This window comes from Halomonas sp. (assembly GCF_033549285.1).
In the GTDB taxonomy this organism is placed as follows: Bacteria; Pseudomonadota; Gammaproteobacteria; order Pseudomonadales; family Halomonadaceae; genus Halomonas.
Map to the genome: position 1 here is coordinate 37,290 of NZ_JAWSUJ010000001.1, position 22,117 is coordinate 59,406.

At 67.2% G+C, this 22,117-nt stretch carries 24 protein-coding genes and 1 pseudogene; 17 read left to right on the top strand and 8 right to left on the bottom strand.

Going from position 1 to position 22,117, the window contains the following annotated elements:
* Genes SCI24_RS00170 through SCI24_RS00180 form a run of 3 tightly spaced genes read left to right on the top strand, consistent with a single transcriptional unit; the run spans position 1 to position 2,491 of the window.
* Positions 1–768 carry a VacJ family lipoprotein gene (locus SCI24_RS00170; protein ID WP_318723356.1) on the top strand — a complete coding sequence of 256 codons (768 nt, stop codon included), beginning with the start codon at positions 1–3 and terminating at the stop codon, positions 766–768.
* Between the two features lie 12 nt (positions 769–780).
* On the top strand, positions 781–1,995 hold the full coding sequence (locus SCI24_RS00175; protein WP_318723357.1) for a PP2C family protein-serine/threonine phosphatase: 1,215 nt from the start codon (positions 781–783) through the stop codon (positions 1,993–1,995).
* A complete protein-coding gene (locus SCI24_RS00180; RefSeq protein WP_106230419.1) occupies positions 1,982–2,491 on the top strand; it encodes an STAS domain-containing protein in 510 nt (169 codons plus the stop codon). Before SCI24_RS00175 ends, SCI24_RS00180 begins: the two co-directional genes overlap by 14 nt.
* Positions 2,492–2,512: 21 nt before the next feature.
* On the opposite strand, the gene tal is transcribed toward SCI24_RS00180, so the two are convergent.
* A complete protein-coding gene (gene tal, locus SCI24_RS00185; protein ID WP_318723358.1) occupies positions 2,513–3,451 on the bottom strand; it encodes a transaldolase in 939 nt (312 codons plus the stop codon).
* A 136-nt stretch (positions 3,452–3,587) separates the two neighbouring features.
* On the opposite strand from tal, the gene SCI24_RS00190 reads away from it, so the two are divergent.
* From SCI24_RS00190 to arsJ, 9 genes are all read left to right on the top strand, one after another.
* The gene (locus tag SCI24_RS00190; protein ID WP_318723359.1) at positions 3,588–4,772 is read left to right on the top strand and encodes a Bcr/CflA family multidrug efflux MFS transporter; all 1,185 of its coding nucleotides are present in this window, start codon (positions 3,588–3,590) and stop codon (positions 4,770–4,772) included.
* 266 nt (positions 4,773–5,038) lie between these two features.
* Entirely contained in the window at positions 5,039–5,500 is a 462-nt protein-coding gene (locus tag SCI24_RS00195; protein WP_318723360.1) for a sulfite exporter TauE/SafE family protein, read from the top strand.
* A gap of 202 nt (positions 5,501–5,702) precedes the next feature.
* A complete protein-coding gene (locus SCI24_RS00200; protein ID WP_318723361.1) occupies positions 5,703–6,728 on the top strand; it encodes a substrate-binding domain-containing protein in 1,026 nt (341 codons plus the stop codon).
* Positions 6,729–6,833: 105 nt separating this feature from the next.
* Entirely contained in the window at positions 6,834–8,090 is a 1,257-nt protein-coding gene (pstC, locus tag SCI24_RS00205; protein ID WP_318723362.1) for a phosphate ABC transporter permease subunit PstC, read from the top strand.
* A gap of 18 nt (positions 8,091–8,108) precedes the next feature.
* Complete coding sequence (gene pstA / locus SCI24_RS00210; protein WP_318723363.1) at positions 8,109–9,275, top strand: phosphate ABC transporter permease PstA; 1,167 nt, start codon at positions 8,109–8,111, stop codon at positions 9,273–9,275.
* A 64-nt stretch (positions 9,276–9,339) separates the two neighbouring features.
* Positions 9,340–10,179 (top strand): phosphate ABC transporter ATP-binding protein PstB, encoded by an 840-nt coding sequence (pstB, locus tag SCI24_RS00215; RefSeq protein ID WP_412928686.1) that lies wholly within the window; start codon positions 9,340–9,342, stop codon positions 10,177–10,179.
* Positions 10,180–10,308: 129 nt separating this feature from the next.
* On the top strand, positions 10,309–10,731 hold the full coding sequence (locus tag SCI24_RS00220) for an arsenate reductase ArsC (protein ID WP_318723364.1): 423 nt from the start codon (positions 10,309–10,311) through the stop codon (positions 10,729–10,731).
* Between the two features lie 39 nt (positions 10,732–10,770).
* On the top strand, positions 10,771–11,811 hold the full coding sequence (locus tag SCI24_RS00225; protein WP_318723365.1) for an ArsJ-associated glyceraldehyde-3-phosphate dehydrogenase: 1,041 nt from the start codon (positions 10,771–10,773) through the stop codon (positions 11,809–11,811).
* Entirely contained in the window at positions 11,804–13,039 is a 1,236-nt protein-coding gene (arsJ, locus tag SCI24_RS00230) for an organoarsenical effux MFS transporter ArsJ (RefSeq protein ID WP_318723366.1), read from the top strand. Before SCI24_RS00225 ends, arsJ begins: the two co-directional genes overlap by 8 nt.
* A gap of 10 nt (positions 13,040–13,049) precedes the next feature.
* Here the strand turns inward: arsJ and SCI24_RS00235 are convergent, their stop codons facing one another.
* On the bottom strand, positions 13,050–14,252 hold the full coding sequence (locus SCI24_RS00235; protein ID WP_318723367.1) for an MFS transporter: 1,203 nt from the start codon (positions 14,250–14,252) through the stop codon (positions 13,050–13,052).
* A 124-nt stretch (positions 14,253–14,376) separates the two neighbouring features.
* Between SCI24_RS00235 and SCI24_RS00240 the strand changes: the two genes are divergently transcribed.
* The 3 genes from SCI24_RS00240 (at position 14,377) to SCI24_RS00250 (ending at position 16,178) form a co-directional block, all read left to right on the top strand.
* Positions 14,377–14,727 carry a metalloregulator ArsR/SmtB family transcription factor gene (locus SCI24_RS00240; protein ID WP_318723368.1) on the top strand — a complete coding sequence of 117 codons (351 nt, stop codon included), beginning with the start codon at positions 14,377–14,379 and terminating at the stop codon, positions 14,725–14,727.
* 173 nt (positions 14,728–14,900) lie between these two features.
* Positions 14,901–15,842: a DnaJ C-terminal domain-containing protein gene (locus SCI24_RS00245; protein ID WP_318723369.1), complete on the top strand. Its 942-nt coding sequence runs from the start codon at positions 14,901–14,903 to the stop codon at positions 15,840–15,842.
* A gap of 3 nt (positions 15,843–15,845) precedes the next feature.
* Positions 15,846–16,178, top strand: coding sequence for a chaperone modulator CbpM (locus SCI24_RS00250; RefSeq protein ID WP_318723370.1), 333 nt, complete (start codon positions 15,846–15,848; stop codon positions 16,176–16,178).
* 86 nt (positions 16,179–16,264) lie between these two features.
* Here SCI24_RS00250 and SCI24_RS00255 read toward each other — a convergent pair whose 3' ends face one another.
* The 6 genes and pseudogenes from SCI24_RS00255 to SCI24_RS00280 all read right to left on the bottom strand — a co-directional run.
* Complete coding sequence (locus SCI24_RS00255; RefSeq protein ID WP_213312467.1) at positions 16,265–16,498, bottom strand: thioredoxin family protein; 234 nt, start codon at positions 16,496–16,498, stop codon at positions 16,265–16,267.
* Positions 16,499–16,538: 40 nt separating this feature from the next.
* On the bottom strand, positions 16,539–17,303 hold the full coding sequence (locus tag SCI24_RS00260) for a permease (protein WP_318723371.1): 765 nt from the start codon (positions 17,301–17,303) through the stop codon (positions 16,539–16,541).
* A 36-nt stretch (positions 17,304–17,339) separates the two neighbouring features.
* Positions 17,340–18,305 carry an arsenic resistance protein gene (locus tag SCI24_RS00265; RefSeq protein WP_318723372.1) on the bottom strand — a complete coding sequence of 322 codons (966 nt, stop codon included), beginning with the start codon at positions 18,303–18,305 and terminating at the stop codon, positions 17,340–17,342.
* Between the two features lie 65 nt (positions 18,306–18,370).
* Complete coding sequence (gene arsB / locus SCI24_RS00270) at positions 18,371–19,471, bottom strand: ACR3 family arsenite efflux transporter (RefSeq protein WP_318723373.1); 1,101 nt, start codon at positions 19,469–19,471, stop codon at positions 18,371–18,373.
* A gap of 13 nt (positions 19,472–19,484) precedes the next feature.
* Entirely contained in the window at positions 19,485–20,210 is a 726-nt protein-coding gene (arsH, locus tag SCI24_RS00275; protein ID WP_318723374.1) for an arsenical resistance protein ArsH, read from the bottom strand.
* Between the two features lie 93 nt (positions 20,211–20,303).
* Positions 20,304–20,629: pseudogene (locus SCI24_RS00280) on the bottom strand (ATP-binding cassette domain-containing protein); the annotation flags it as partial.
* A gap of 62 nt (positions 20,630–20,691) precedes the next feature.
* Between SCI24_RS00280 and SCI24_RS00285 the strand changes: the two are divergent.
* Complete coding sequence (locus SCI24_RS00285; RefSeq protein WP_318723375.1) at positions 20,692–21,306, top strand: ATP-binding cassette domain-containing protein; 615 nt, start codon at positions 20,692–20,694, stop codon at positions 21,304–21,306.
* Positions 21,297–22,100 (top strand): ABC transporter permease, encoded by an 804-nt coding sequence (locus SCI24_RS00290; RefSeq protein ID WP_318723376.1) that lies wholly within the window; start codon positions 21,297–21,299, stop codon positions 22,098–22,100. The genes SCI24_RS00285 and SCI24_RS00290 overlap by 10 nt, the downstream gene beginning before the upstream one ends.
* Positions 22,101–22,117 lie beyond the last annotated feature (17 nt).

Below are 22,117 nucleotides of genomic sequence, written 5' to 3' on the forward strand. Positions count from 1 at the left end.
ATGAGACAGGGGCTGACGAGATGGGTCGGGCGGGGAGCACTGGCGCTGTTGCTGGTGGCCAGCGCGGGGTGCGCCACCAGCGGGGAGGTGCAGGAGCGCAACCCCGACGACCCCTGGGAGGGCTTCAACCGCAAGGTGTTCGCCTTCAACGACGTGATCGACCGCTACGCGCTCAAGCCGGCGGCCCGGGGCTACCGCTTCATCACCCCGGACCCGGTGGAGACCGGCGTCGGCAACTTCTTCTCCAACCTGGGGGAGATCCGCACCGCGCTCAACAGCCTGTTGCAGGGCAAGGGCACCAACGCCAGCGTGGCCACCGGCCGCTTCCTGATCAACAGCACCGTCGGCATCGGTGGCCTGTTCGACGTCGCCTCGCGAATGGAGGTCACCGGCCGCGAGGAGGACTTCGGGCAGACGCTCGGAGCCTGGGGCGTGGGCGAGGGGGCCTACCTGGTGCTGCCGCTGCTGGGTCCCAGCACGGTGCGCGATACCGCCGGGCTGCCGGTGGACATGTACACCTATCCGACCACCTACGTGGAGGATGACGAGGTGCGCATCGGGCTCACCGCCCTGCGGGTGATCGATGCCCGGGCCGGCCTGCTCGACCAGGAGGAACTGATCCGTGGCGACCGCTACAGCTTCATCCGCGATACCTGGCTGCAGCAGCGCCGCTTCGAGGTCAGCGATGGCGAGCAGGGCGAGGATCCCTTCGCCAGCGAGGAGTTCGACTTCGATGACGCGGACTTAGATGATGCTTTCGCCGATTGAGGCCATGACAGCATGCCACCAGCCAAGCAACTGATTGGCGTGATCGACGTGCCGGGGCCGGAGCGTGATGCCCTGGCCGAGACCATCGCCCGTGACGGCCTGGCGGTGTATGCCGCCGACAGCATCGAGGGACTCCCGCCGGAAACCGCCTTCATCGTGGCCCATGCCCGGGCGGTGCCCAGCGGCGAGTGGACGCGGCTCGCCGAACGCCTGCCGACCCTGGTGGTCAGCGACGAGCGCCAGGATGCCGACCTGCTGCGTGCGGTCGATGCCGGCCTGGTGGACTACATCGTCGACCCGCTGCGCCACGGCTCCCTGCTGCGGCGCATGATCGGCAAGGCCATCGAGGTGCATCGCCTGGCCGCTGAACGAGAGCATGACCGCGCCCGGCTGGCCCAGCTCAACGAGCACCTCGAGGAACTCAACGAGAGCCTCGAGACCCACCTGGCGATGCTGCGCCTCGACCAGCAGGCCGGCGGGCAGATCCAGCGCAAGCTGCTGCCCCCGCGGCCGCAGACCCTGAACGATGTCACCTTCGACTACTGGCTGGCGCCCTCGCTCTACCTGTCCGGCGACTTCCTCGACTTCCAGGCCTTCAGCGAGCGCTACAGCCTGTTCTACTTTGCCGATGTCTCGGGCCACGGGGCCTCCTCGGCCTTCGTGACCGTGCTGCTGAAGTATCTCTCCAATCACTGGCAGCACGAGTGGGACGGCGAACATCCCGAGGCCCTGGCGCCGCGCTGGCTGGCGGCACTCAACCGCGAACTGCTGGACGCCGGCATCGGCAAGCATGCGACCCTGCTGGTCGGGGTCATTGACCATCACCGTCGTTATCTCCACTATTCGCTGGGCGCGCAGCTCCCCATGCCCCTGCTGGTGGCCGATGGCAAGGTGACGCCACTGCCCGGCGAGGGCATGCCGGTCGGCCTCTTCCCGGGGATCGACTATCCCATGCTGGGCTGCGAGCTGCCGGAGAACTTCCGGCTGTGGCTGTGTTCGGATGGGATACTGGAGTGTCTGCCGGGCGACACCCTCGATCTGCGGCTCAGGGAACTCGAGCGGCGGGTCCTGGCCAGCGAGACGCTGGAGGACCTACGTGGCAGCCTTGCACTGGGGGCATTGGCGGACGATGATGAAGGCGTCGCCCAGAGCGCCCCGGGACACGAGGAACTGCCAGACGACCTGACGATCATGATGGTGAGCGGATTTGGCAATGATAAATCATGAAGGCCGCATCAAGGCGGCGTTCGATTCCGGGGTCTTCGTCCTCAAGCTTTGCGGGGACGTGCGCCTGACCCTCTGTGCCACCCTGGACCGGCAGGCCCGGCAATTGGCCGAGACGCCGGGCCTCGAGACGCTGATCATCGACCTGCGCGACACCACCAACGTGGATTCCACCGCCCTGGGGTTCCTCGCCAAGGTGGCGATGGCGGTGCAGGGGCGCGTCACCGAGCGACCGACCATCATCGCCGACAACCCCGATGTCCGGCGGATGCTCGACGTCATGGGGTTCTCGCGCATCTTCACCCTGGTGGAGACGCCGATCACCGAGACCTGTGAGCTCTGCGATCTTCCCGAGATTCCCACCGACGTCGAGGAAACCCGCCAGCGGGTCCTCGAGGCGCACCGCATCCTGATGCGCCTCAACGAGCATAACCGCGAGGAGTTCCAGCCGCTGGTCGAGATGCTCGAGGCCCAGGAGGCCGCCTCGCACGACCACTAACCGGGCCCCGTCGGTCGCGGGTCACTCCTTCCTCAGCTCTCCCAGCAGCGCCTCCAGCTTGCGCTGGTCGGCCATGAACTTGCGGATGCCCTCCGCCAGCTTCTCGGTGGCCATGGCATCCTCGTTCATCTCCCAGCGGAACTCCGCCTCGTCCTGGGGCTCCGGGGCGCGTGTCTCGGCATCCAGCGGCGTGAGCCGACGCTCCAGCACGCCGGTGGTGCCGGCCAGCTCTTCCAGCAGCTTGGGCGAGATGGTCAGCCGGTCACAGCCGGCCAGGGCGATGATCTCGCCGGCGTTACGGAAGCTCGCGCCCATCACGATGGTGTCGTAGCCATGCCCCTTGAAGTGCTCGTAGATGCGCCTGACGGACTGCACGCCCGGGTCACGGTCGCCGCTGAAGTCGGCATCGGGCTCCTGTGCCTTGTGCCAGTCCAGTATCCGGCCCACGAAGGGCGAGACCAGGGTGACGCCGGCATCCGCGCAGGCCCGGGCCTGGGCGAAGCTGAACAGCAGGGTGAGGTTGGTGTGGATGCCCTCGCGCTCGAGGATCCGGGCGGCACGGATACCCTCCCAGGTGGCGGCGACCTTGATCAGGATGCGCTCGGGACCGACGCCGTGGCGCCCGTAGCGCTCGATCAGCGAGCGGGCCCGCGCCAGGGTGGCGTCGGTGTCGAAGGAGAGGCGGGCGCTGACCTCGGTGGAGACGTAGCCCGGGATCAGGGCGCTGACCTCGCTGCCGATCTCCACGGCCACCGCGTCCAGGGCATCGTCGATGTCGGTGGCATGGCGGGCGATCTCGGCCAGCCGCGCGCGGCGCGCCTCCTGCTGGGCCGCCTGGAGGATCAGTGACGGATTGGTGGTGGCGTCGGTGGGCTCGAAGCGGCGAATCGCCTCGAGGTCGCCGGTGTCGGCGACCACGGTGGTCATGGTCTTGAGTTGTGAGAGCAGGTCATCTGCCATGGCGGGATCCCTCCGGTTGTCGTGGCAGCCACTCTAGCAAGGCGAGAGGGGCGAATATAGGCGAGCGAGGCCGGGGACCAGGGTTTCGGGTATCATTAGCCCTCTACCTTTTATCTCGTGCTGCCATGGAGGCGCCTTGACCCTGAACTCGCGACGCGTGGCGCTGCTGGTGGCCGCCAACACGGCCCTGGCGCCCTTTGCCATCGATGCCTACCTGCCGGCCATGTCGGCGATCGCCGGGCATATCGGCGCCAGCATCCATCACACGGAGCTCTCGCTCTCCACCTTCCTGGCCGGCTTCGCCCTGGGGCAGCTGGTGTTCGGCCCGGTGTCCGATCGGGTGGGGCGCAAGCCGGTGCTGCTGGGTGGCCTGGTGGTCTTCCTGCTGGCCAGCCTGGTGATCACCACGGTGGGCTCGCTGGGGGAACTGCTGGCCTGGCGGTTCGTCCAGGCACTGGGCGGTGGCGCGACCGTGGTCAACTCGGCGGCCATCGTGCGCGACTGCTTCAAGGGTCGCGAGGCCGCCAAGGTGATGTCGACCATGGCCATCATCATGCTGATGGCGCCGCTGGTGGCGCCGGTGGTGGGCAGCGGGCTGCTCTACCTCGCCGACTGGTGGCTCATCTTCGTGTTCCTTGCCGGCTACGCCGGTTTCCTGATGTGGCTGCTGGGCACCCGGCTGCCCGAGACGCGTCCTCCCGGCCGGTCGGCGGCAACACCGGCCAAGGTGCTGGCCAACTACGCCAGCGTGCTGGGCGATCGCCGGGCCATGGGCTTCATTGCCGCCGCCTCGATGTCGTTTGCCGGGCTGTTCGCCTTCGTCACCGCCTCGCCGTTTCTCTACCTCGAGCACTTCGGCCTGACGCCGTCCCTCTATCCCCTGGTGTTCGGCGTCAACGTGGTGGTCATGGTGGCCGCCAATCGCCTCAATATCCGCCTGCTGAGGTGGCGCACCCCCCTGCAGAACCTGCGCCTGGGGCTGGGGATCCAGCTGACCGCCGGTATCGGGCTGGCGCTGGTGGTGGCCACCGGACTGGAGTCGCTGGCCACCATGGTGCCGCTGATCATGCTGTTTGCCGGCACCATCGGCCTGATCGCCCCCAATGCCATCACCTCGCTTCTCGACCGCTTCCACCACATGAGCGCCACGGCGGCGGCCCTGCAGGGCAGCCTGCAGTTCTCCAGCGGCGCCCTGGCCGGGGTGCTGGTGGGCGCCTTCGAGGTGGACAGCGCCTGGCCGATGGTGGGCACCATGCTCGGCGCCTCGCTGCTGGCCAACCTGGGGATATGCCTGCTGGCGGGCCGCGGCGACCATGCCTGAGGCATTGCTGGCCTGGGCCGACATGAGCCCCGCGGTCTGGCTCGGCTGCGCCGCGGTGCTGGCGCTGGGGGCCTTCGTGCAACGTGCCACCGGCTTCGGCCTGGCGGTGGTGGGGGCGCCGCTGCTGCTGATGCTGGAGCCGCGTCTGGTGCCGGTGATCCTGGTGCTGTTCGGCTTCACGGTGGCGCTGACCACCCTGCGCCACTACTGGCGCGAGGTGCGCCTGGCCGAGGTCGGCATGGCCCTGGTCGGGCGGGTTCCCGGCAATGCCCTGGGGCTGTGGCTGCTGCTCACCGCCCCCCATGGCGGTGCTGGAAAAGCTGATCGCCGGCAGCGTGCTCTTCGCGGTGGCGGTGACCCTGTTCCGCTTCCGCCTGCCGGTCAACCGCACCACCCTGTTCGGGGCGGGCATCCTCTCGGGGATCTTCGGCACCGTGGCCGCGCTGAGCGGGCCGCCCATGGTGCTGCTGCTGCACGGCTTCTCGCCGGAGCGCCTGCGCGGCACGCTTTCGGCCTTCTTCGTGGTCACGGCCCTGATGACGCTGGTCACCCTGGCGCCGGCGGGGCTGATCCATCCCTGGCATTTCGGCATGGCGCTGAGCTTTGCCCCGGGGGTGCTGGCCGGCAGCTGGCTGGCCGGCCGCGTCGCCCATCGCCTCGATCGTCGCCTGCTGCAGGGCGCTTCGCTTGCGCTCTGTACCCTGGCGGCGCTGGGGCTGCTGCTGTGACCCGACTCGTCTGTTGCCGCGGTTTTCTCGCGACCGCGGCGAGCAATGTCATGGAGCTGTCATCTGCCTGCGGCAGGGTGTGACCTGCAGCGGGGTCGACCTGTCCCAGCTATCGTGACGGCGATGTCATAAAGCTGTCATCTGGCTGAGGCAAGGTGTCACCCGTGAAGGTTGTACACTGTCCTCATCAGGAGATCGCTCCATGAATCGCATGCTCAAGAGCCGCGCTTTCAAGACCACGGCCATCGCCGCCGCCGTCATGGGCGTGGCCACCGTGGCCCACGCCCGCGACCAGATCCGCATCGTCGGCTCCAGCACCGTCTACCCGTTCGCGAGCTATGTGACCGAGGAGTTCGGCGCGGTGACCGAGTATCCGACGCCGGTCATCGAGTCTACCGGCTCCGGCGGCGGCATCCGTCTGTTCTGCAACGGCGTGGGTGAGGGCACCCCGGACATCTCCAACTCGTCCCGTCGCATCAAGGTCTCCGAGCTGGAGCGCTGCATCGAGAACGGCGTGACCGACGTGACCGAGGTCAAGATCGGTTCCGACGGCATCGTCTTCGCCCAGTCCAGCACCAACGAGGCCATGGAGTTGACCCTCGAGCAGCTGTTCCTGGCCGTGGCGGCCAAGGTGCCGGTCGATGGCGAACTGGTCGACAACCCCTACACCAACTGGAGCGAGATCGACGCCTCCCTGCCGGATCGCGAGATCTCCATCTACGGCCCGCCCAGCACCTCCGGCACCCGCGACGCCTTCGAAGAGCTCGCCATGGAGGTCCCGTCGGAAGAAATGGAGGCCTACGGTGGCGAAGCCTACACTGAGATTCGCTCCGACGGCGTCTACATCGATGCCGGCGAGAACGACAACCTGATCGTCCAGCGCCTGAGCGAGGACACCGACGCCTTCGGCATCTTCGGCTACTCCTTCCTGGCCGAGAACCCCAACGCCCTGGTCGGCACGGCCATCGATGGCGTAGAGCCGGAGCCCGAGGCGATCAGCGCTGGCGACTACCCGATCGCTCGCTCGCTGTTCTTCTACGTCAAGAACCAGCATGCCGAGGCCGTGCCGCCGCTGTACGACTACGTCGACATGTTCGTCTCCGAGACCATGATCGGCGAGGGTGGCTACCTTGGAGACCTGGGCTTGATCCCGCTGCCGGAAGCCGAGCGCGAGCAGACCCGCCAGAAGGTCGCCGACCGCGCCAAGCTGCAGGTGTCCGACCTGTAAGGCAACGCGCAGGCAGGGACGCCTGATCCGGCCGGCAGCCCACGGCTGCCGGCCGTCGCACGTTCCGGCAGGCACGCTGCCGTCGTTATCCACCGAGAGAGACCTATGCAGACCAACCAACTCCTCGCCATGTTCAGCGGCGTCCTGCTGCTGCTGGGTCTGATAGCCTTCTTCCTGGGTCGTGCCAAGGCCGCGCGGGTGCGCGCCACCGGCACGGCCATGTACGCCCAGCCCGACCAGTACGCCTGGTTCGCCGTGCTCGCCACCGCCGGCCCGGCGATCACCGTGGGCGTCATCGGAGCCTTCCTGATGCTGCTGCTGGGCGCCGATATCCCCACGCTCTTCCTGCTGGCCGGCAGTCTTGTCGTGGCCGCCGTGGGCCTGCTGGTGGGGATGAATCAGGTGAAGCCGGACTTCCACGCCCGCCAGGCCATCGAGCGCGTGATTCGCTGGGTACTGGTCGCCGCGGCGCTGATCTCGATCTTCACCACCTTCGGCATCCTCTTCTCCATCGTCTTCGAGGCGCTGCGCTTCTTCCAGATGCACAGCTTCTGGGACTTCGTCACCGGGACCGTCTGGAACCCCGGCGCCAGCTTCCTGGCCGCCGCAGGGCGAGGCGACGAGGCCGGCAGTGCGGCCCAGTTCGGCTCCGTGCCGCTGTTCGCCGGCACCTTCATGATCACCGCCATCGCCATGCTGGTGGCCATCCCCGTGGGCCTGCTCTCGGCCATCTACATGGCGGAGTTCGCCCCCAAGCGGGTGCGCACCCTGGCCAAGCCGACCCTCGAGGTCCTGGCCGGCATACCCACCGTGGTCTATGGCTTCTTCGCTGCCATCACGGTGGCGCCGATCATCGTCGACGTGGCCGGCTTCTTCGGCCTGGATGCCTCCTTCAACAATGCCGTGGCGCCCGGGCTGGTGATGGGCATCATGATCATCCCCTTCATCTCCTCGCTCTCCGACGACGTGATCAATGCGGTGCCGGACAGCATGCGCCAGGGCTCGCTGGCGTTGGGCATGACCAAGGGCGAGACCATCCGCGACGTGGTCATTCCCGCGGCTCTGCCGGGGATCATCTCCGCCTCGCTGCTGGCGGTGTCGCGGGCGCTCGGCGAGACGATGATCGTGGTGATGGCGGCGGGCATGCGGCCCAACCTCACCGCCAACCCTCTGGAGGACATGACCACGGTGACGGTGCGCATCGTCGCGGCGCTGACCGGTGACCTGGAGTTCGAGAGTGCCGAGACCCTCTCCGCCTTCGCCCTGGGTCTGGTGCTGTTCGCCGTCACCCTGAGCCTGAACCTGGTGTCGGTACTCATGATCCGCCGCTTCCGCGAGAAGTATCGCGTCAACAACCTGTAACGCCGAGGAATCGCCGACATGAGTCAATCCTTCGACGACATCAGCGCCCAGTTGCGCCGCCGCCATCGCCAGTCGTCACGGCTGAAATGGATCTCCATGGGCGCCCTGGGGCTCGCCGGCCTGTTCCTGGTGCTGTTCTTCGCCGACATGTTCTCCAAGGGCCTGCCGGCCTTCCAGCAGGCGCAGATCCAGGTGGAGATCGACTACAACGAGGATGCCAGCCGCATGGGGCGTGCCGCCCTGGACCCCGAGGTGTCGCGCCTGGTGAGCCGTACCTTCGAGCGCCTGATTCCGGTGCGGATGCGCAACAACCCCGAGCTGCTGGGCACCAGCGAGACCCGCTGGGTGCTCGCCGACAGTGAGGTGGACCAGTACCTCAAGGGGCATCGGCACAAGCTCAGCGAATCCCAGCAGGCCACCGTCGATGCCCTGGTGGAACAGGGCAGGGCGGCGCTCAAGTTCAACACCACCTTCTTCACCAGCGGTGACTCCAAGATGCCCGAGGCCTCGGGGATCCTCGCCGCCGCGGTGGGCACGGTGATGACCATGCTGGTGACGCTCGCCATCGCCTTCCCCATCGGCGTGATGACGGCGGTCTACCTGGAGGAGTTCGCCCCGGACAACCGCCTGACCCAGATCATCGAGATCAATATCAACAACCTGGCGGCGATCCCCTCGATCCTTTTCGGCCTGCTGGGCCTGGCGATCTTCATCAACTTCTTCGGGGTGCCGCGTTCGTCGCCGCTGGTGGGCGGCATGACCCTGGCGCTGATGACCCTGCCGGTGATCATCATCGCCACCCGCACGGCCCTGCGCAGCGTGCCGGACTCGATCCGCCACGCCGCCTTCGGGGTCGGCTGCTCGCGCTGGCAGGTGGTGCGTGACCACGTGCTGCCGCTGGCCATGCCGGGGATCATGACCGGCTCGATCATCGGACTGGCCCAGGCCATGGGCGAGACCGCACCGCTGATCATCGTCGGCATGGTGGCCTTCATCCCCGACGTGGGCGCCTCCTTCACCCAGGCCGCCACCGTGCTGCCGGCGCAGGTCTTCACCTGGGCGGGGGAGCCGGAACAGGCCTTCGTCGAGAAGACCGCCGGGGGGATCCTGGTGCTGCTGGCGATCCTGATCTTCCTCAACGCCACCGCCGTCGTCCTGCGCAAGAAGTTCGAGCGCCGCTGGTAGGCCACGCTACGTTACAGGGTATCCACAGATGAACATTCACGTTGCCGAGCGGAGTACCGCGCCCATGTCAGGTCACGAAAGGTCACGTCACGAAAGCTCCCGTCCCGAACCCGGCCAGCCGGTGACCCGCAATACCGACGCCCACCACGAGCTGAGCATTCGCGTCCGCGACCTCAACCTCTGGTACGGCCAGAGCCAGGCGTTGAAGAACATCAACATCGATGTCTACCAGAAGAACATCACGGCCCTGATCGGGCCCTCGGGCTGCGGCAAGTCCACCTTCCTGCGCTGCCTGAATCGCATGAACGACCTGATCCCCAGCGTGCGCCTCGAGGGGCTGGTGGAGATGGATGGCCGCGACGTGAACGCCGCCAAGATGGACGAGGTGGCCCTGCGCCGCCGGGTGGGCATGGTCTTCCAGAAGCCCAATCCCTTTCCCAAGTCGATCTACGACAATGTCGTCTATGCGCCGCGCATGCACGACCTGGTGAGCCGCAAGCCGGAGCAGGACGAACTGGTGGAGAAGGCGCTGCGCGATGCCGGCCTGTGGGAGGAGGTCAAGGACAAGCTGCACCAGCCGGGCACCTCGCTCTCCGGTGGCCAGCAGCAGCGCCTGTGCATCGCGCGTGCCATCGCCGTGCAGCCCGACGTGATCCTGATGGACGAGCCCACCTCGGCACTCGACCCGATCTCCACGGCGACCATCGAGGACCTGATGGACAAGCTCAAGCAGCAGTTCACCATCATCACCGTGACCCACAACATGCAGCAGGCGGCGCGGGTGGCCGACTACACGGCCTTCTTCCACCTCGGCGAGATCATCGAGTACAACGACACCCGAACGATGTTCGCCAACCCGGCCACCAAGAAGGCCGAGGACTACATCACCGGCCGCTATGGCTGAGCGCCATCCTGGCTGGCATCGAGAAACGGGGAGGCTTCGGCCTCCCCGTCGTCGTGAAGGGCTGTCACATGATTGACATCCAACGGCATTATATATGACATTCCATATATATATTCGGGAGCCACTCTCATGGCCAATCAGCGCGTGCTCTTCCTCTGCAATGCCAATTCCGCCCGCTCGCTGATGGGCGAGGCCCTGCTGCGCCACCTGGCCGGGGACAGGTTCGAGGCCTACAGCGCGGGCAGCGAACCCGATGAACCCGCTGCGATGACCCTGGCGGCATTGGAGAAACAGGGCATTTCCACCGAGGGGCTGGCCAGCAAGCCGCTGGACGACTTCGCCGGCGAACATTTCACTGCCGTCATCGTGCTGTGCGACAAGGCCCAGCAGGCGTGCCGCGACTGGCAAGGCGAGAGCGATGAGCATCTCTACTGGGACATACGCGATCCGCGCCTGATCGGGCGTGTCGACGCCTATGAGCAGGCCCTCAACGAGATTCGCCACCGCCTCTCGCTGTGGCTGCAGATCAAGGCCCGGGACGCCGATCTCTGAGGGCGTCTCCCGGCGTTCATTCTTCATCAGGAGAGCAACATGACCCTTCGTGTCGGCATCAACGGCTTCGGGCGCATCGGACGCCTGGTCCTGCGTAGCCTCTGGCCCCGCGTTACGGCGGGCGAGGTCGAACTTTCGCGCATCAATGACCCGGGTGGTGACGCCGCGACCTTCGCCCACCTGCTGGAGTTCGACTCGGTCCACGGCCACTGGTCGCCGGGGCAGGGCATCCGGGCCGAGGAGGAGGCCATTGTGGTCGACGGCCGCCGCATCGCCTTCAGCGCCCATCGCGCAATTGACGACGGGGACTGGTCGGCCTGCGACGTGGCCATCGAGTGTTCCGGCAAGAGGAAGACGCGTGAGGCGCTTCAGGCCTATCTCGACCAGGGCGTCGAGCGGGTGGTGGTCAGCGCGCCGGTGAAGGAGGAGGGGGTGCTCAACCTGGTGATGGGCGTCAACGACGACGCCTACGACCCCGACGTCCATCGCATCATCACCGCGGCGAGCTGCACCACCAACTGCCTGGCGCCGGTGGTCAAGGTGATCCACGAGACCTTCGGCATCCGCCACGGCTCCATGACCACGGTGCACAACATCACCAACACCCAGACGATTCTGGATGCTCCCCACAAGGATCTGCGCCGAGCTCGGGCCTGCGGCATGAGCCTGATCCCCACCACCACCGGCTCAGCCAAGGCGATCACCGCCATCTTCCCGGAACTCGAGGGCAAGCTGAACGGCCATGCCATCCGCGTGCCGCTGGCCAACGCCTCGCTCACCGACATGGTCTTCGAGCTCGAGCGCGAGGTGGCGGTGGAGGAGGTCAACGCCGCGCTCGAGGCCGCCGCCGAGGGCGAACTCGCCGGCATCCTGGGCTATGAGGCGCGTCCGCTGGTTTCGATCGACTACCGCACCGACCCGCGCAGCTCGATCATCGATGCGCTTTCGACCATGGTGGTCAACGGCACCCAGCTCAAGCTCTACGCCTGGTATGACAACGAGTGGGGCTACGCCAACCGCACCGCCGAGCTGGCCCTGAAGGTGGGAAGGAGAGAAGGGGTGCAGGCGAGCAATGCCTGAGGCGGGAGGACTCACTAGCCGCGTGAAGGCACTGCCCTTCGAGGTGCGCCAGTACCTGCTGATCACCGGCAACTACTGGGCCTTCACCCTCACCGATGGGGCCCTGCGCATGCTGGTGGTGCTGCATTTTCACCAGCTCGGCTACTCGCCGCTGGAGGTGGCGCTGCTGTTCCTCTTCTACGAGGCCTTCGGGGTGGTCACCAACCTGGTAGGGGGATGGCTGGGCGCCCGCCTGGGGCTCAACCGCACCATGAACGCGGGGCTTGGCCTGCAGATCGTGGCGCTTTCCATGTTGATGGTGCCCGCCCCGGCGCTGACGGTGCCCTGGGTGATGGCGGCCCAGGCGCTCTCGGGCATCGCCAAGGACCTCAACAAGATGAGCGCCAAGAGTGCTGTCAAGGTGCTGGTGCCCAGGGACAGCCCCAGCGCCGGCAGCGCCCTCTACCGTTGGGTGGCGATCCTCACCGGCTCAAAGAACGCCCTCAAGGGCGCCGGCTTCTTCCTGGGCGGGTTGCTGCTGACCCTGGTCGGCTTCCAGGGGGCGGTGGGCCTGATGGCGTTGATGCTGGTCGCGGTGCTGGCGCTGTCGCTTGCCCGCCTCAAGGCTGACCTGGGACGCCAGAAGCGCAAGCCGAAGTTTTCCGAGGTGTTCTCCAAGTCGCGAGCCATCAACGTGCTCTCGGCGGCAAGGCTGTGCCTCTTCGCCTCCCGGGACGTCTGGTTCGTGGTGGCCCTGCCGGTGTTCCTCTACGACCAGCACGGCTGGAGCCACTGGACGGTGGGCGGCCTGCTGGCGATCTGGGTGATCGGCTACGGCGGCGTGCAGACCCAGGCGCCGCGCCTCACCGGCCTGGTCAAGGGCGGGGCGCGCGGGGTCACGGTGTTCTGGGCCCTGATGCTTGCCGGCCTGCCGGCGCTGCTGGCGCTGCTGCCCCTGGCCGAAGTGGGCGCCCTGGTGGCAGGGCTGCTCGCCTTCGGCGTGCTCTTCGCCGTCAACTCTAGCTGGCACAGCTACCTGATCGTCCACTATGCCCGCGCCGATGGCGTCTCCATGGACGTGGGCTTCTACTACATGGCCAACGCCATGGGCCGCCTCGCGGGTACGCTGCTCTCCGGCTGGGTCTACCAGGTCCACGGCCTGGCCGCCTGCCTGTGGATCTCGTCCGCCCTGGTGGCGGCCAGTGCGCTGATGGCCCTGGCGCTGCCGCGGGAGGCCAGAGCCTCGTGAGATGTTGGTTTCAGGAGGACGCCGGCGGCGCGGCTTGAGGCTCCCGCTCGGCGAGACCGTGCAGTGCCCAGAGGCCCAGCGCCGGCCCCGGGAGCAGCCACCACAGCACCCAGGGGCCTTGGGCCGCCCACAGGCTGCTGGTCAGCGAGATCGCCGGGATGGTCAGCGCGAACCCCACGGCATTCATCACCGCCAGCGTGGAGCCGACCCGGGCCTGGGGGGCGGTAGCGGCGGCCAGCGCCGAGAACTGTGGCGAGTCGGCGATGACCGTGAGTCCCCAGGCGCCGAGCAGTACGAGCAGCAGGCCGGGTGGCGCCCAGGGCAGCAGCGGATAGGCCAGACAGATCATCCCGGAGGCGGCCAGGGCACGCCGCGCCACCCACAGGCTGCCGAGGCGCCGGCTCAAGGCACCGCCACCCACGCAGCCGATGAGCCCCAGGGCAATGACGCCGAATGACAACCAGGGCACCAGGTCCCCGGTGGCGCCCAGGCGCTGGACCTCCCGGGCCACCAGGAAGGGCGTCAGCATCCACAGGGCATAGAGTTCCCAGCAGTGGCCGAAGTAACCACCGGCTACGGCCCGGAAGCGCGGCTCGCGCAGGCCCGCAAGGCCCTCCTGCAGTCGCGCGGGACCGGCGGGCGGTGGCAGGTGGGGACCATCGCCGAGCAGGTGAATGAGGGCCCCGCCGGCCAGCGCCAGCAGCGAGGCACCGATCAGTGGCCATTCCCAGGGCATGCCCAGGGTGGTGCCACGCAGCAGGTGGGGCAGGGCGGTTCCCAGGGTCAGCATGCCGACCAGCCACGCCAGGGCCGCGCCCTTGTGGGTCGGTGTCCAGCCGATCACCAGCTTCATGCCCAGCGGATAGATGCCGGCCAGGCACAGGCCGGTGGCAAAGCGCAGGGCCAGGCTTGCGGCGAAGGACTCCGATGCCAGCACGAAGGCCGCGTTGACCAGGGCACCGAGCAGGCAGGAGACGGCAAAGATGCGGCTTGCGCGGAACCGGTCGGCAAGGCCGCTGGCCGCGATGCTCAGGGTGCCGATGATGAAGCCGGCCTGGACGGTGAGGGTCAGCCGTCCGAGATCGGCCTCGGTGAGGCCCAGATCACGGGACAGGGACAGGCCAACGCCATTCACGCTGAACCACAGCGAGGTGCCGCAGAGTTGGGCGAAGACGATGATCGCCAGGGGATGGCGGTGCAGGGAGGTCATCATGCATCCATGTTCGCCCTCGTCTCGGGCCAAGACAAGTGCCGGCGACGGCGCGCAGTGGGTGTCGCTTCGCCTCCGTGGCCGCATAACGTAGAATCGGGACGATCGCAACCCGAGGAAATCTTCGATGTCGCTGGATCCGTTGCGCCTGTTCAAGTGCCTGAGTGACGAGACGCGCCTGATGCTTACCCTGCTGATACTGAGCGAGGGGGAGCTGTGCGTCTGCGAGATGACCCACGCCCTGGAGGTCTCCCAGCCCAAGGTGTCGCGTCATCTCGCCCAGCTGCGCAACTGTGGGCTGCTCAACGACCGGCGCGAGGGGCAGTGGGTCTATTACGGCCTGGTCCCGGTGCTGCCGGACTGGGTTGAAGATGTTCTGAAGGCCGCCCGGCAGGGACAGGCGGAGCGCCTTGGCCTGCTGCAGAATCGCCTGGCCGGCATGGGCAATCGGCCGGACCGTCGCCTGGCGATGTGCTGAGGCGTACCGGTTCTCCCGCCTTTCCCCGTCAACCTTTCCTCCCCCTCCCCCCGCCCACCACCTGCTACCGAGCATTTCGACTAGTCTTGGGCCTAGTGGCTGGATCCTTTCAGGAGTGGGACCTGTGGCATCGTGCTTCAGGATGGCAATTGCCCTTGCCGGAGCTGCAACACGTGGAATTCAAGGATTACTACCAGGTGCTCGGGGTGGCAAAGACCGCGACGGCCGAGGAGATCAAGAAGGCCTACCGCAAGCTGGCGCGCAAGTTTCATCCCGACATCAGCAAGGAGCCCGACGCTGCACAGCGCATGCAGGAGATCAACGAGGCCAAGGCGGTGCTCTCCGATCCGGAGAAGCGTCTCGCCTATGATCAGCTGGCCCAGCAGTATCGGTCGGGCCAGGATTTCCAGCCGCCCCCGGACTGGGATGCCGGCTTCGAGTTCAGCGGCCGCGGCTTCGAGGAGGCCGACCTCGGCGAGTTCAGCGACTTCTTCGCCAACCTGTTCGGTCAGGGCGGCCGGGCAGGGCAGGGAGGGCGTGGCTATCGGATGCGCGGCGAGGATCGTCACGCCAAGATCAACATCGACCTGGTGGATGCCTTTCAGGGTGCGACCCGCGAGATCGTCCTGCACGTGCCCGAGGTCGACTCACAGGGGCGCGTGGTCTCCCGGGAACACACCCTGAGCGTGCGCATCCCCAAGGGAGTGAAGGAGGGCCAGCATATACGTCTCGCAGGCCAGGGGAGTCCGGGCCTCGGTGGTGGCCCGGTGGGGGACCTCTATCTGGAGATCCACTTCAGGCCGGACTCCCAGTATCGGGTGGAGGGGCGGGATGTGTATCAAAGGGTACCGGTGACGCCCTGGGAGGCCGCCCTGGGGGCCAGCATCGAAACCCCGACACCCTCGGGACCGGTAAAGCTCAAGGTACCCGGCGGGTCGCAGACCGGTCGCCGGTTGCGCCTCAAGGGCCGGGGTATCCCGGGGTCGGAGCCGGGTGATCTGTATGTGGAACTCGAGGTCGTGTTGCCACCGGCCGATACCGACAGGGCCCGGGAACTCTATGCCACCATGGCGGATGAACTGGCTTTCAATCCGCGCCAAGGCAGGGGAGGCTAGGCCATGGCCCAGCAGCATATCGTCAGCGGTGAACTGGTCGACGAGGTGACCCTGACCCTCGAGGATCTGGCCCGTGCCTGCTCGGTAGACACCGACTGGGTGATCGAACGCATCGAGAGCGGCCTGCTGGCCGATGGCTCACCCTATGTGGCGAGCTGGCGCTTCACCAGTCATGACCTGACTCGTGCCCGCCGAATGTGTCAGCTGGAGCGCGACTTCGAGGCAGCGCCTGAACTCGCCGCCCTGGCCGCCGACCTGATCGAGGAGAACCAGCGCCTGAGGGAGCGGCTGCGAGCCGCGGGACTGGTGGATGACCCAGCACCGCCTGAAAGGTGAGATGGCGCCGCTGCCCGGGTGAGGGGAGCGGCGGCTCATACGGGTCAGGCAGTTCGCGGCCAGTCAATTCTCGAAGGCTGGCGTGCTCAGGCCTTGAGCAGTGCCTCGAGCTCCTCGGGGCTGGCCACCTTGCCTTCGAGTACCACCTCGCCGTCGATGCCCAGTGCCGGGGTGCGCATCACCCCCTTGTCGATGATGGCATTCATGTCGGTGACCTTCTCGATCTCCACCGTAAGGCCCAGGGTCTCGGCGGCCTGCTGGGCGTTGGCGGTCAGCTGCTCGCACTTCTTGCAGCCCTTGCCGTAGATGCTCAGTTTCATGGGATTCTCCTCGTGGATGTTCGGACCCTGGTGACAGGGGTCAGGGCCATAGCTGGCCATAGAGATAGCCGGTCAGGGTCGCCATGACCACCACCAGCGTGCAGTAGACCAGGGTCTTCCGGGTGCCCATGATGGTGCGGATGACCAGCATGTTGGGCAGCGACAGCGCGGGGCCGGCCAGCAGCAGCGCCAGCGCCGGGCCCTTGCCCATGCCGTTGCCGATCAGGCCCTGGACGATGGGTACCTCGGTGAGGGTCGAGAAGTACATGAAGCCGCCCAGCAGCAGTCCGGCCACGAAGACCCCGGCCAGCAGCAGCGGCATGATCTGCTTGGTGAAGTCCCAGCTCTGCTCGGCCCACTCACGGTCGTCGTCGCGCAGGGTGGCGATCAGCATGATGCCGATGATGCCCACCGCGAAGGCCAGCTCCGGCACGCGCGGCACCAGCAGGGCGGCCATCGCCACGGCGCCGGCCAGCACCGCCACCTGGCGCAGCGGCCAACCCCAGCGGCGCATCAGCAGCAGGGCGAAGAGCCCGCCGAGCGCCGCGGTGATCTGCCACTTCCAGGCGTGGATGACCATCCAGGTGGGACTGTCGGCCGCGGCCCAGTTGGCAAATACCAGAATGCCGATCATCAGGCCGAAGAAGGCCGCTACCTGGCCCAGCGGGCGTCCCTCGTCATCGGCGCCGAAGCCGTGAGCACTCTGCTGACTGCGTGCCAGCTCCTCGCGGCGATAGATGAGGTGCATGATCACGCCGATCACCACCGCGAAGACGATGGCGCCGATGGCCCGCGCCAGGCCCATATTTCCCAGCGCGATTTGCTCCCCTCCTGACGAGCATCAAGCGCCAGGGGGCTCCGGTAGCAACTTGCTCGGCACCCAGCTCAGGTAAGCCACCATGCCGAACAGCTCGACCAGCGACTGGAATACGATGACCACCACGGTGGCCTGCAGGGCCTCCGGCAGCGTCAGGGCCAGCGGTAGCATCACGAAGGAGTTGCGGGTCCCGAAGCTGAAGGCCAGGGTGCGGGCCTGGAAGATGTCGACCCGAAACAGCTGGCCGAGCAGCTTGCCCAGGCAGGCGGCGAAGAGCAGGTAGGCAACGAACACCGCCAGGACCTGAAGCAGGACGTCCCGAAGCTCTATCACGGCGTTGACCTGAGAGGCCGCAATCACCATGACCACCAGGGCCAGCAGCGGGACCGGCAGGACGCCCAGGCCATGGATCAGTCGCCCGGCCCGAGGGTTGTGTGCGGCCAGGTGCTCGGTGACCCATGCCAGCAGCAGGGGAGCGAGGATGAGGCCCGCGAAGGCGCCGACCAGGTGAGCGCCAACGGCGACCTGGAGCCAGTCTTTGCCGAGGAACAGCCATAGATAGAGTGGCAGGGCAAGCAGCTGCATGAGCAGCAGCAGAGGCGCGGCGCTGATGGCTCTGGCCGTATTCCCCTTGCCGAGGTGGGTGAAGCTGATGAACCAGTCGGTACAGGGCACCAGCAGCACCAGCAATATCCCGGCCTGGATGGCCGGCGTCAGCGGCAGTCCCGATACCACCCCGCCCACCACCAGCGGGATCACCAGGAAGTTCCCGACCAGCAGGGCAGAGAGAAAGCGCCAGTCCCGAAAGCCATCGGCGATGCGAACCAGAGGAATCTGGGTGAAGGTGGCATACAGCAGCAGCCCCAGCAGCGGCCAGAGGCCAGCCTCGAGCATGCCGGCAAGGTCCGGGCGGGCCAGGCCGAACGCCAGGCCCGCCACTATACACAGCAGGTAGATCCAGGACTGGTAGCGCTCCCATTCCTCGCGCATGTTACGGCTCCCTTCCTGTGCAGCCTCTCCCGGGCCCGATCACTGATCTCGATGGCCATCATGGGTCAGCCCCTGGTCTCGGCAGCGCCCTGGGTCTCGGCCTCAGGGAAGTGGTGCCGGGTCCGGTTGGCGATGCGCACCAGCGCCAGCATCAGCGGCACCTCCACCAGCACGCCCACCACCGTGGCCAGCGCCGCGCCGGACTGAAGGCCGAACAGCGAGATGGCGGCGGCCACGGCCAACTCGAAGAAGTTGCTGGCGCCGATCATCGCGCCGGGGGCCGCCACGCTGTGGGGCACCTTCCAGGCCTTGGCCCAGCCGTAGGCGATGAAGAAGATCAGGAAGGTCTGGAGGATCAACGGGATGGCGATCAGCACGATATGCAGCGGCGCCTCGAGGATCACCTCGCCCTGAAAGGCGAACAGCAGCACCAGGGTCACGATTAGCCCAATCGGCGTCACTGGGCCAATGCGCTTCATGAAGACGTTGTCGTACCACTCGCTGCCGTGGCGGGCAATCAGGGTACGGCGAGTCACGACGCCGGCGGTGAGGGGGATGGCAATGTAGAGCACCACCGACAGCGCCACGGTATCCCAGGGTATCGGGATGTTGGAGACCCCGAGCAGGAAGACCACGATGGGGGCAAAGGCGAACAGCATGATCAGGTCGTTGAGGGCGACCTGTACCAGGGTGTAGGCGGCGTCACCGCGGGTGAGGTAGCTCCATACGAAGACCATGGCGGTGCAGGGGGCTGCCCCCAGCAGGATGGCACCGGCCAGGTACTGGCTGGCCAGGGGCTCGGGAATCAGCGGCGCGAACACCACGGTCAGGAAGAACCAGGCGATGGCGAACATGGTGAAGGGCTTGATCAGCCAGTTCACCGTGGTGGTGATGATCAGCCCCCTGGGCTGGCGGCGCACGCCGAGCACGGCGGAGAAGTCGATCTGCGCCATCATCGGGAAGATCATCGCCCAGATCAGGATCGCCACCGGGATAGACACCTGGGCGTATTCGAAGCGCGAGAGCGTCTCGGGCACCGCAGGGGCGAGCTGGCCGAGCACCACCCCGGCGACGATGGCCAGCGCCACCCAGACCGAGAGGAAGCGTTCGAAGCACCCCATGCCCTCGGACGTGCTGGGAGACCGTGATTCCTGCCGTGTGCTCATGGTGTGACTCCTGTCAGATGGCGCGCTGGTTGACCCGCGCGGAGAGCTCTACGGCCGACTCCTTGCGTTCGGAGTAGCGGTCGGTGAGTGCCTCGCTGCGGCCGCGCACCAGCAGGGTGAATTTCACCAGCTCCTCCATGACGTCGACGATGCGGTCATAGAAGGGGGAGGGCTTCATGCGGTCGTTGTCGTCGAACTCCTTGAAGGCGCTGGGCACCGAGGACTGGTTGGGGATGGTCACCATGCGCATCCAGCGCCCCAGCACCCGCAGCTGGTTGACCGTGTTGAACGACTGGGAGCCGCCGCACACCTGCATGACCGCCAGGGTCTTGCCCTGGGTGGGACGCACCGCCCCCAGCGCCAGGGGGATCCAGTCGATCTGTGCCTTCATGATGCCGGTCATGGCGCCGTGGCGCTCCGGAGAACACCACACCATGCCTTCGGCCCACTCGGCCAACTCGCGCAGTTCCGCCACCTTGGGGTGGGTCGCCTCCTCGGCGTCGGGCAGCGGCAGGCCCCGCGGGTCGAAGATGCGGGGCTCGGCGCCCATGGCGCGCAGCAGCCGCGCGGCTTCCACCACCACCAGGCGACTGAAGGAGCGTTGCCTGAGCGAGCCGTAGAGCAGCAGGATGCGCGGGGCGTGCTCGCCGCTGTCGGGCAGGCTGAGGCTCCCGGCATCGGGGACCCGGAACCGTTCGCCATCGATATTGGGTAGGTCGTTCGGTGGTGTGCTTGTCACGGTGTATCCGGTGAGACGGTTCGATGAATTCGGATCTGTCGCCACCGATAATATATGGATTATCGTATATACTCAACGTCACCGGCCGTGACTGGCGCGCAGACCTATCAGCCTGTTGACGAACTGCTGGGCCAGGAGGACATCATGGATGTTGATGATGGCGGGCAGCAGGCGCTCGGCGCATATCTCGGTGATCAGCCGCATGATCTGGCGGCTGGTGCTGGGGTCGAGGCGCGCCGTGGGCTCGTCCACCAGTAGCCGCTCTGGCTCCGGGCCAGGGCCCGGGCGATGCCCACCCGCTGTCGCTGGCCACCTGAAAGGGCGTCGTCGCGCTTGTCGGCATGCTCGAGCAGTCCCACCCGATCGAGCAGACGGTAGGCATTCTCGATGTCCCGGTCCGGAAAGCGTCGCGTGAAGCTGACTCCCCTCGGCGGGGCAAGCTGCTACCATCGCCGCCATTCCCTTCTGCCTGGAGGCTGCCTTGACCGCCACCGATGCCCTGCACCTGGAGCGTCTCACCGTCGGAGAGCTCGCCGGGGTGAGCCTGACCCTCGCCCCCGGCGAGATCCATTGCCTTTCCGGCTCCAGTGGCTCGGGCAAGAGTCGCCTGCTTCGCGCCGTGGCCGACCTGGAGCCCCACGGCGGCGAGGTTTGGCTGGGCGATATCGACCAGGCGTCGCTGCCGGCCCATGCCTGGCGGGCGCAAGTGATGCTGGTGCCGGCCGAGAGCCACTGGTGGGCGGACAGGGTGGGCGAGCATATGGCAAAGGCTGCCCCCGCGGATCTCGAAGCGCTGGGCTTCACCGCCGAGGTCCTGGAGTGGCAGGTGGCGCGGCTCTCGTCGGGGGAGAAGCAGCGGCTGGCCCTGCTGCGGGCGATCAGCCGCGCGCCCTCGGCACTGCTGCTTGACGAGCCTACCGCCAACCTGGACGAGGTGACCACCCGCCGGGTGGAGGCGTGGCTGATGGCGCGCATCCGTGAGCGGGGCTGGCCGGTGATCTGGGTCGCCCACGACCCGGGACAGATCCAGCGGGTGGCGGATCGCCACTGGCGCATCGATGGGACCAAGCTCGTCGAGGTGGCGACATGGGCGTGATCGAACTGGCGTGGTGGCAGCTGGCCCTGGCGGCGCTGATGGTGGTGGCGCTGGCCGCCTGCACGGCCGTGGCACGGCTGGGCATGGGCAGGAGCCTGCTGGTCGCCGCGGCGCGCACGGTGATCCAGCTCGCCCTGGTGGGCCTGGTGCTGGAGGCGCTTTTTGCGGCCGAGCGGCTGGTGTGGGTGGCGCTGATGGCGCTCGGCATGCTGCTGATCGCCGGGCGCGAGGTGATGGCCCGCCAGAGGCGTCGCCTGCTGGGCGGCTGGGCCTTCGGCATCGGCACCCTGGCGATGTTTCTCTCCTCGTTCACGGTGACGGTGCTGACGCTCACCGTGATCATCGGCCCCGAGCCCTGGTTCCGGCCGCAGTACGCCATTCCGCTGCTGGGGATGATGCTCGGCAACACCATGACCGGGGTGGCCCTGGCACTGGATCGGCTGACCGACACCGCCTGGCGACAGCAAGCGGTGATCGAGAACCGCCTGATGCTGGGCCAGCGCTGGCAGGAGGCGGTCGGCGACATCCGCCGCGAGGCGATGCGCAGCGGCCTGATGCCGATGATCAATGCCATGGCGGCCGCCGGGGTGGTCAGCCTGCCGGGCATGATGACCGGCCAGATACTCGCCGGCAGCCCGCCGGCGCTGGCGGTGAAATACCAGATACTGGTGATGTTCACCATCACCCTGGGGACCGGCTTCGGCACCCTGGCGGCGGTGGCCGCGGGCAGTCGACGGCTGTTCGATGGCCGCGAGCGGTTGCGCCTGGATCGCCTGGCGGCGCCCAGGGGGTGAGGGGCGAAGCGCTGAGT

Bases quoted from the DNA above. Each gene is read 5' to 3' on its own strand.
- SCI24_RS00170 (WP_318723356.1), top strand. From the start codon at position 1: ATGAGACAGGGGCTGACGAGATGGGTCGGGCGGGGAGCACTGGCGCTG.
- SCI24_RS00175 (WP_318723357.1), top strand. From the start codon at position 781: ATGCCACCAGCCAAGCAACTGATTGGCGTGATCGACGTGCCGGGGCCG.
- SCI24_RS00180 (WP_106230419.1), top strand. From the start codon at position 1,982: ATGATAAATCATGAAGGCCGCATCAAGGCGGCGTTCGATTCCGGGGTC.
- tal (WP_318723358.1), bottom strand. From the start codon at position 3,451: ATGGCAGATGACCTGCTCTCACAACTCAAGACCATGACCACCGTGGTC.
- SCI24_RS00195 (WP_318723360.1), top strand. From the start codon at position 5,039: ATGCCCTGGGGCTGTGGCTGCTGCTCACCGCCCCCCATGGCGGTGCTG.
- SCI24_RS00200 (WP_318723361.1), top strand. From the start codon at position 5,703: ATGAATCGCATGCTCAAGAGCCGCGCTTTCAAGACCACGGCCATCGCC.
- pstC (WP_318723362.1), top strand. From the start codon at position 6,834: ATGCAGACCAACCAACTCCTCGCCATGTTCAGCGGCGTCCTGCTGCTG.
- pstA (WP_318723363.1), top strand. From the start codon at position 8,109: ATGAGTCAATCCTTCGACGACATCAGCGCCCAGTTGCGCCGCCGCCAT.
- pstB (WP_412928686.1), top strand. From the start codon at position 9,340: ATGTCAGGTCACGAAAGGTCACGTCACGAAAGCTCCCGTCCCGAACCC.
- SCI24_RS00220 (WP_318723364.1), top strand. From the start codon at position 10,309: ATGGCCAATCAGCGCGTGCTCTTCCTCTGCAATGCCAATTCCGCCCGC.
- SCI24_RS00225 (WP_318723365.1), top strand. From the start codon at position 10,771: ATGACCCTTCGTGTCGGCATCAACGGCTTCGGGCGCATCGGACGCCTG.
- arsJ (WP_318723366.1), top strand. From the start codon at position 11,804: ATGCCTGAGGCGGGAGGACTCACTAGCCGCGTGAAGGCACTGCCCTTC.
- SCI24_RS00235 (WP_318723367.1), bottom strand. From the start codon at position 14,252: ATGATGACCTCCCTGCACCGCCATCCCCTGGCGATCATCGTCTTCGCC.
- SCI24_RS00240 (WP_318723368.1), top strand. From the start codon at position 14,377: ATGTCGCTGGATCCGTTGCGCCTGTTCAAGTGCCTGAGTGACGAGACG.
- SCI24_RS00250 (WP_318723370.1), top strand. From the start codon at position 15,846: ATGGCCCAGCAGCATATCGTCAGCGGTGAACTGGTCGACGAGGTGACC.
- SCI24_RS00255 (WP_213312467.1), bottom strand. From the start codon at position 16,498: ATGAAACTGAGCATCTACGGCAAGGGCTGCAAGAAGTGCGAGCAGCTG.
- SCI24_RS00260 (WP_318723371.1), bottom strand. From the start codon at position 17,303: ATGGGCCTGGCGCGGGCCATCGGCGCCATCGTCTTCGCGGTGGTGATC.
- SCI24_RS00265 (WP_318723372.1), bottom strand. From the start codon at position 18,305: ATGCGCGAGGAATGGGAGCGCTACCAGTCCTGGATCTACCTGCTGTGT.
- arsB (WP_318723373.1), bottom strand. From the start codon at position 19,471: ATGAGCACACGGCAGGAATCACGGTCTCCCAGCACGTCCGAGGGCATG.
- SCI24_RS00290 (WP_318723376.1), top strand. From the start codon at position 21,297: ATGGGCGTGATCGAACTGGCGTGGTGGCAGCTGGCCCTGGCGGCGCTG.